7 protein-coding genes are annotated in these 7210 nt (G+C 65.8%); 4 read left to right on the forward strand and 3 right to left on the reverse strand.

What is annotated here, in order from left to right:
- The 4 genes from ACT84W_RS06700 to ACT84W_RS06715 all read left to right on the forward strand — a co-directional run.
- Positions 1–672 (forward strand): hypothetical protein (locus tag ACT84W_RS06700; RefSeq protein WP_444328644.1); only part of this gene is annotated, 672 nt, incomplete at its 5' end.
- On the forward strand, positions 673–1068 hold the full coding sequence (locus tag ACT84W_RS06705) for a hypothetical protein (protein ID WP_444328645.1): 396 nt from the start codon (positions 673–675) through the stop codon (positions 1066–1068).
- Between the two features lie 36 nt (positions 1069–1104).
- A complete protein-coding gene (locus ACT84W_RS06710) occupies positions 1105–2325 on the forward strand; it encodes an SPFH domain-containing protein (protein ID WP_444328646.1) in 1221 nt (406 codons plus the stop codon).
- Positions 2326–2414: 89 nt separating this feature from the next.
- The gene (locus ACT84W_RS06715) at positions 2415–3041 is read left to right on the forward strand and encodes a hypothetical protein (protein ID WP_444328647.1); all 627 of its coding nucleotides are present in this window, start codon (positions 2415–2417) and stop codon (positions 3039–3041) included.
- A 54-nt stretch (positions 3042–3095) separates the two neighbouring features.
- On the opposite strand, the gene ACT84W_RS06720 is transcribed toward ACT84W_RS06715, so the two are convergent.
- Genes ACT84W_RS06720 through ACT84W_RS06730 form a run of 3 tightly spaced genes read right to left on the reverse strand, consistent with a single transcriptional unit; the run spans position 3096 to position 6947 of the window.
- Positions 3096–3719 carry a response regulator transcription factor gene (locus ACT84W_RS06720; protein ID WP_444328648.1) on the reverse strand — a complete coding sequence of 208 codons (624 nt, stop codon included), beginning with the start codon at positions 3717–3719 and terminating at the stop codon, positions 3096–3098.
- Positions 3712–5154 (reverse strand): sensor histidine kinase, encoded by a 1443-nt coding sequence (locus ACT84W_RS06725; RefSeq protein WP_444328649.1) that lies wholly within the window; start codon positions 5152–5154, stop codon positions 3712–3714. Before ACT84W_RS06725 ends, ACT84W_RS06720 begins: the two co-directional genes overlap by 8 nt.
- A gap of 26 nt (positions 5155–5180) precedes the next feature.
- Positions 5181–6947 (reverse strand): histidine kinase N-terminal 7TM domain-containing protein, encoded by a 1767-nt coding sequence (locus ACT84W_RS06730; RefSeq protein WP_444328650.1) that lies wholly within the window; start codon positions 6945–6947, stop codon positions 5181–5183.
- Positions 6948–7210: the final 263 nt, after the last annotated feature.

A 7210-nucleotide genomic window follows, 5' to 3' on the forward strand; every position in this document is an offset into this window, starting at 1 on the left:
TGCGGGGCCGAGCTCGTCTGCGACACGAGCACCGCCGTCTCCGAGTGCCCCTACTGCGGCAACCCCGTGGTCGCGGCCGACCGCCTTACCGGCGATTTCCGGCCCCAGCTCGTGATTCCCTTCAAGCTTGACCACAAGGCCGCCAAGCAGGCCCTGGCCAAGCACTATGGGGGCAAGATCCTGCTGCCGAAGAGCTTCGCCGGCGGAAACCGCATCAATGAGGTGCAGGGCGTCTACGTGCCCTTCTGGCTCTACGACACCGAGGCCGCAGGCAGCGCCGTCTTCGAGGCCACGCGCTCGCGCACCCACTACGAGGGCGGCGACGAGGTCATCGAGACCGACCACTTCACGGTCGAGCGCGACGGCGCCATGTCCTTCGCCCGCGTCCCCGTCGACGGCTCCACAAAGATGCCCGACGCGCACATGGACGCCATCGAGCCCTACGACTACGAGGCGCTCGTGCCCTTCTCGGTCGCCTACATGCCTGGCTTCGTTGCCAACCGCTACGACGAGGACGCCGACGTCTGCCGCGAGCGCGCCCAGAAGCGAATAGACTCGAGCGTCGAGCAGGCTCTGCAAGCGAGCGTCGAGGGCTACGACACCGTTTCCTGCGAGAGCTGCGACGTCGAGAAAAAATGGGCCGACCCGGTCTACGCGCTCATGCCCGTCTGAATGCTCGGCACCACCTGGGAAGGCCAGCAGTTCCTCTTTGCCATGAACGGGCAGACGGGCCGCCTCGTGGGCGACCTGCCCATCGACAAAAAGAAGCGCGCGCTCATCGGCCTGGGCATCTTCGCCGCCTTCTTTGCCGCCTGCTACGCAGCCGTGAACTTCGGCGGCTTCCTCGCCGAGAACGAGGAGTTCATCCAGTGGGGCTTCATCATCCTCGTCCCACTGCTCGTCATGCTCCTCGTGTGCGCGGTACTCACGGCCCAGATGAGAAGCGCAATAGAGGCGACCGAGGCAAACCGCTACCTCGATAACGACTCCATCGAGATCACGCACAGCCACGACAGCTTCGACTACACCACGACCGAGCGCATCCACCACGAGAGCAAGAAAGACTAGCTAACGGAAAAGCACCACCGACGAAAGGGGTAGATCATGGGACTCCTTAAAGCAGGCGTAGGGGCAGCTGGCGGCGTTTTGGCCGACCAGTGGCGCGAATACTTCTATTGCGAGTCTCTCGACGCGGACACCCTGGTCGCCAAGGGCGAGAAGCGCACCGGCGGCCGCAGCTCCAACACCAAGGGCGAGAACAACGTCATCTCCGACGGCTCCATCGTGGCCGTCGCCGACGGCCAGTGCATGATGATCGTGGAGAACGGCGAGGTCGTCGAGGTCTGCGCCGAGCCCGGCGAGTTCGTCTACGACACCGGCACCGAGCCCTCCGTCTTTTCGGGCAACCTCGGCGACATGGTAAAGAAGTCGTTCGAGCAGGTCGGACGCCGCTTCACCTTCGGCGGGGACGCCGGCAAGGACCAGAGGGTCTACTACTTCAACACCAAGGAGATCGTCGGCAACAAGTACGGCACCGCGAGCCCCGTGCCGTTCCGCGTGGTCGACAACAAGATCGGCCTCGACGTCGACATCACCGTCCGCTGCAACGGCGAGTACTCTTACAAACTCGTCGACCCCCTGATGTTCTACAAGAACGTGTGCGGCAACGTCGATTCCGTCTACACCCGCGACCTCATCGACTCCCAGCTCAAGAGCGAGCTTCTGACCGCGCTGCAGCCCACGTTCGCGCGCATCTCCGAGATGGGCATCCGCTACAGCGCTGTGCCCGCCCACACCAAGGAGCTCGCCGACGACAAGCTGACCTTCGCAGCCGAAGAAACGTCCCTCGTCTTCAAGAAGGGCGACGACAGCCTGGCCGACCAGATCAAGACCGACCGCGAGTCCGAGAAGATCACCGACATGGGCGACCCCGATGACGGCGACGACGGCACGGCCAGCTCGACCGAGGCCGCGACCGTGCCCATCGACCCGCCCGTCACCATCGCCGACGACGAAATCGTGACCATCGTGGCCACCGACCGCGCGGCCGACGAGTGGGGCCAGGTCGGCATCTTGCTCACCATCACCAACAACAGCGACAAGAAGATCGCCATGTCCATCCCGAACGACTCCTGCGCGGTCAACGGCGTGATGAGCGACAACTGGTTCTACACCGCGGTCCTTCCCGGCACCTCCGCCACGAAGCTCTGCGCCTTCGAGGGCATCGACTCCGTCGACGAGCTCGTCAACATCCAGTGCCAGCTGGACGTCTACGACGACGAGACCTACGAGGACATCGCTTCTTACCCCATCAACATCCAGTAACGCCCGTGGCGTGAACTGAGTCGACCAACAACGGGGCCAAGGGCGCTCGAGCAGCCCCTTGGCCCCGGCGCTGATTAAGGAGGGACACCATGAGGCGCCTGGGAATTCTCGCTTTGGCTGTGGCTGCGGCCTGCGCGCTTCCCCTCGCCGGTTGCCTCGACATCCGCGACAAGGACGGCATGATCAACACGCAGCCGCCCATCGAGACCGGCAAGGACGCCGAGGACGAGAGCTGCTCCGAGGAGCACCCGACCGACGGCGGGGCAGGTTCCTCGTCGAGCATGCAGCAGGAGGTCGAGGACGCCGGTGAGGATGCGAAGGGGGACGACGCCACCAGCTCCTTGCCCGAGGCCGACGACGAGCTCCCCATCGACCTTGAGGCGGACGAGAACATCCACGTCCGAGCCGAGTGCAAGGATACTGACGGCTACGGCGACGCCGTCGTGCTCTTCACCGTGTGGAACAACACCGGATCCGACATGATGATCGGCGACACGGACGGCTACGCCTACGTCAACGGGCGCCTCCGCGACGTGTACATGCGCCAGAGTGTCGAGGCAGGCGGCGAGACGCGGGCCTACCTCACGTTCTTGGGGACCTTCGACGACCCCGACTTCGACGTGAACAACGACCTGAACGACATCTACCTCAATATCTGGATGTTCGAGGAGGAGACGGGCAACGTCTACTTCCGGCGTCTGATCCACATTCCGTAAAGATTGCCGGCAAGAAGGACCGGAACAAGCCGGGGCGGGGCGACCCACCCCGGCTTACTTGTTGCCCATGCCGGAAACGATGTTTCCCTCGGCGACCGCATGGACGGCGAGGCGCAGGATGTTGTCGTAGCCCGTCTTTGCAAGGATCTCGCCGATGCGGCGCTTTACGGTCCCCTCGCTCATGTAGAGCTCTGCGGCGATCTCTTTGCGGGTCTTCGCCTCGCAGACAAGGCGCAGGATCGAGATCTCGACGTCGGTGAGCGCCGCCGCGCCGGAAAAGATCGAGTCCGGGGTATGGGGAAACGTCGAGTAGCCGGCGGCGGTGGAGCGCATGACCGCCAAAAGCTCCTCGATGCCGACGTTCTTGTAGACGAAGCTGTCGACACCGGCATCCTTGGCCTGCTCGACGAAGGTGACCTCCGGCATGCCCGTCATGATGACCACGCGGACCGCGGGGTTGGCCTCCTTGATGCGCCTGGCGGCAACGATGCCGTTGGAGTCGTGCTCCGTGCAGACGTCCATGAGCACCAGGCCGCATCCCGTCTCGGCCGCCCTGCCGGGCGCGTCGGCGGCGTCGGCAAGGCAGGCCGCCACATGCATGTCCTCCTGGGACTCGATGGTCTGTGCCAGGCTCTCGCGCAGCATGGCCTGGTCCTCAACGATCATGACCTCAATCATCGGCCTTACCCCTTACATCGACCTCGGCCAAAACGGTAAACGGGTGATCCCGCTTGACGGTGAGCACGCCCCCGACGGACTCCATCTCCCGTCTCATCCCCGGGATGCCCGTTCCCTCGCGCACCGGCGCGGGACGGCCGGTCCCGTCGTCTGTGACGGTGAGGCGAGCAAGCGGCCCCTCAGGGCATTCAAGCTTAACAAAGACCTGCTTGGCGTGGGCATGCCGGCACGAGTTGGTGCACGCTTCCCGGACCACGCGCACAAAGGCGGCGGCAACCTCCCGCCTGCGCGGGAGCTCGCCCGCAACGACCACGCGGACGCCGACGAGCGAGAAAGCGGAGACGACGGCGTCGAGCTCGGCGGCGGCATCGCCGACGGAGCCTTGCCGAAGGTCCGCCATGACCGACGAGAGGAGGCGCTCGAGCTCGGCCACCGAGGCGGGGTCCGTCTTTCCCATCTCGAGGTAGCGGTGAAGAATCGACAGGCGCTGCCCCACGACGTCGTGGACGCGGGAACGCATGCGCAGATACGCGGATGCCTCAGCCGCGCGGTCGACGTCCGCAAGGCATGAGCGCAGCTCCGCGGCGGCGGCCTCGAGCTCGCGGTTGGTCTGCCCGAGGGCATTGTTCGCAGCGACCGACTCGGTGACGTCGAGGCACAAGATCCTCTCGCCGCTCGACTTGGCGCCGGCGGCGTCGCGCTGGAACAGCAGCGTCCTTCCGCCCGCAACGTCGACCAGCAGGCTCTCCTCTTCCCTCTCGGAGACGGCGGGGACGCCGAGCGCGCCCGCCTCGGCACAGATGCCGCGGCCGTGGCGGGAAAGCTCTCCCCAAATTCCGCTCAGGTCGCCGAGGTCGGTCGGCAGCCCCAAGGTCTCCAGGCTTGAGCGCATCGAGGCGTTCATGAACGCCGAGCCGCCGGAGGGGCCCGTGACGAGAATCCCCGCCGGCATGCCCATGAGCGCCTCGGCGACGGAGAGCCCCGTGAGCTCCTCCGACCTCCAGACGACGTCCATGACGATGGACGAGAGCCCGCGGAACATGAACCACGAGACGTCAAGAAGGGCCACGATGTTCCAGTGCGCCCCGAGCGCGCCGATAGCCCCCGGGATGCACAGGCCCATGAGAAGCGCGTCCACAAGGAGCGCGGGACGAGAGAGATAGAGCGCGAAGGCGAGCCCGATAAACGAGAAGGCCGCGTTGGCCCACAGGAGCCAGAAGAAGCGCGAGAACCCCAGGACCTCGGCGAGCAAAGGCGCGCGGATGACCCCCGTGCCCACGGTGACGCACAGCGCGATGCCCAGGTGAAGCTGAACCGCGGCCTCATAGGCGCACGAGAGCCACCCGAGCCTCGAAGAAGCCCGGAAGACGACCATAAAGAGGTGCACGACCTGCAGGCATGCGGAAAGGAACTCCCCGACCACAATCAGCATCATACAGGGCTCGTTGAGCAGAAGCGGCGTCATCGGCGCCCACCCCCTGCCTTCACCCTGGCAACAAGCAAAAGCCTTCCCACCTCGCCTGTGAGCGAGTAGATGACGTCGCATGCGTCCAGCCGCGAGCGCAGCGCCTCGGTCCTGGGGAGCGAGGCCAGGTCCTCCTCGTCATCCGACTCCAGGTGGGCGCGCAGCTCGACCGTGCCGTCGCCCCTCTCGCCAAGGTGGTACATGAGCACAGGGCCCTCGCACTCGAGCGCCATGAACGCCACATCGTAGATGCAGTCGTACAGGACGCTCATTTGCTGTGCGGCCAGCGGCCTGTTGAGGCTCGCGATGGCGGCGCAGTCGATGCCGACGGCTCGAAGGTCGCTCGCGAGCTCGTTGGCGATGAGGCGGATGCGGTCGCGGTCGAGCTCGGGGTCGGCCGCCTCCGCGAGCACGAGCGAGCCCTTCCGCTTGCAGTAGGCGACGATCATGCGGGCCCGCTCGAGCTCGCGCAGCCTCGCGCCGGGCTCCTGGGGCAGGTTTCGCAGGACGTCGGACACCTCCCGCATGGAATCGGAGAGCGCGCGCTCGACGTCGCCCACCAGGCGAGACTCCGCCTCGAGGCCGGCCAGGAGCTCCGCCAGGTCGCGGTCGTGCTCGAGCGTGCGGCGGTCCTGCTCGAGGTCGGCCCTTCTTGCCATGAGCTGACGGCCAAGCGAGCGCATGTTCCGCATGTCGCGCGTAAGAAGCGCGCTTCCGCCGGAAAGCGGCCAGGCAAAGAAAACGTCGTCTGGGTAAGCAGGCAGCGTGAACACGTCTGGCAGCGGATGGGCCGCAAGGGCACGGGCCACCGACGGGTCGAGAGCGGCCGAGGCCTCAGTCTTGCGAAAGAGCGAGCCGTCGCGCGAGACGATCTTCAGGTCGAAGGGAAGCTTGGAGAACACCCTGGCGAACGACCTCGTGGAGGGGATGATCCCCAAATCGAGGCAGAGCTCGAGCGCGACGATGACGAGCATCCCGTAGATGAGCGAGAAGTTGAGCGTCCTTGTCCACTCCAGCCGGAAGATATAGGCCGAGCTGAGGAGGAAGCCGCCGACCGCCACCGTGGCGGAGGGCACCAGAAGGCTCCTGAGGACGCTCGTGCACGATCGCCACAGCACCGCGAAGAAACCGATGAAGCACACGGCCGTGTAGGCCAAGAAAGCCCAGTACGCGGGGCCGTAGAAATACTCGCCCACGGTACCGGGGTTCGGGGAGTCGAAGGTAAAGAAGAGCTGGTGGAGGTCGTTGGTGAGCGCGAGGGCGATGAAGAGCGCCGAGACCGACGCCACGGCCGCGCGGTGCCTTTTGCCCTTCTCGCCGAGGCCGAGGCCAGCCGAGCGGAGCGCGCAGGACAGGCACAGCGGCGGAACGAGCGCCATGGGGATGTAGTAGCAATACCACAGGTAGCGGGCCAGCTCGTTGTCGGCCGTCTTCCACTTGACCGCGACCACCAGAAGCCAGAGGGTGAGGGTCACGGCGATCGCGGCGATGCGCCGCCTGGTCGTCGGGTCGAGGCAGCGCAGGTAGGCGGCGACGCCCCAGAACGAGAACGCGATGCTGGACAGGCAGATCCAGACGGCGCGGTCGATGGGCTCATGGGCAGGCCTGGCCAAGGTCGCGACGGGCTCTTGCGGGGCGGGCCCGCCGAAGCGGGCGAAGCCGACCGCGAGCAGAAAGAAGGACGCGGCAGCAAGCGCGCACACCATGACGGCGCGGGACTTGTTCGCGCGCGTGAAGACGGTTGACGAGAAGATCGTCGACATAAAAAGCCTCCCCTCCCCTCGAGATTAGGGGAAGGGAGGCCAGCTCACAAGGACAGAGGTCCCTTTATTCGTCAAGCGAGGCCGATTGCTCGGCGGCGAGCCTAGAGGTCGGCCTGCGTGAGCGCCTTGAAGCCGGCGCCCTCAAGCGTCCAGACGGCGCGCGCGGCGGCAGCGGCGTCGGCAACCTTGAGCGCAAAGACGGCCGCCCCGTCGCGGTGGCTGAAGCAGTAGCAGTACTCGACGTCAACATCGAGTACTGCTAC

Origin of the sequence: Paratractidigestivibacter sp. (assembly GCF_052362415.1) — a bacterium.
Taxonomy (GTDB): Bacteria; Actinomycetota; Coriobacteriia; order Coriobacteriales; family Atopobiaceae; genus Paratractidigestivibacter.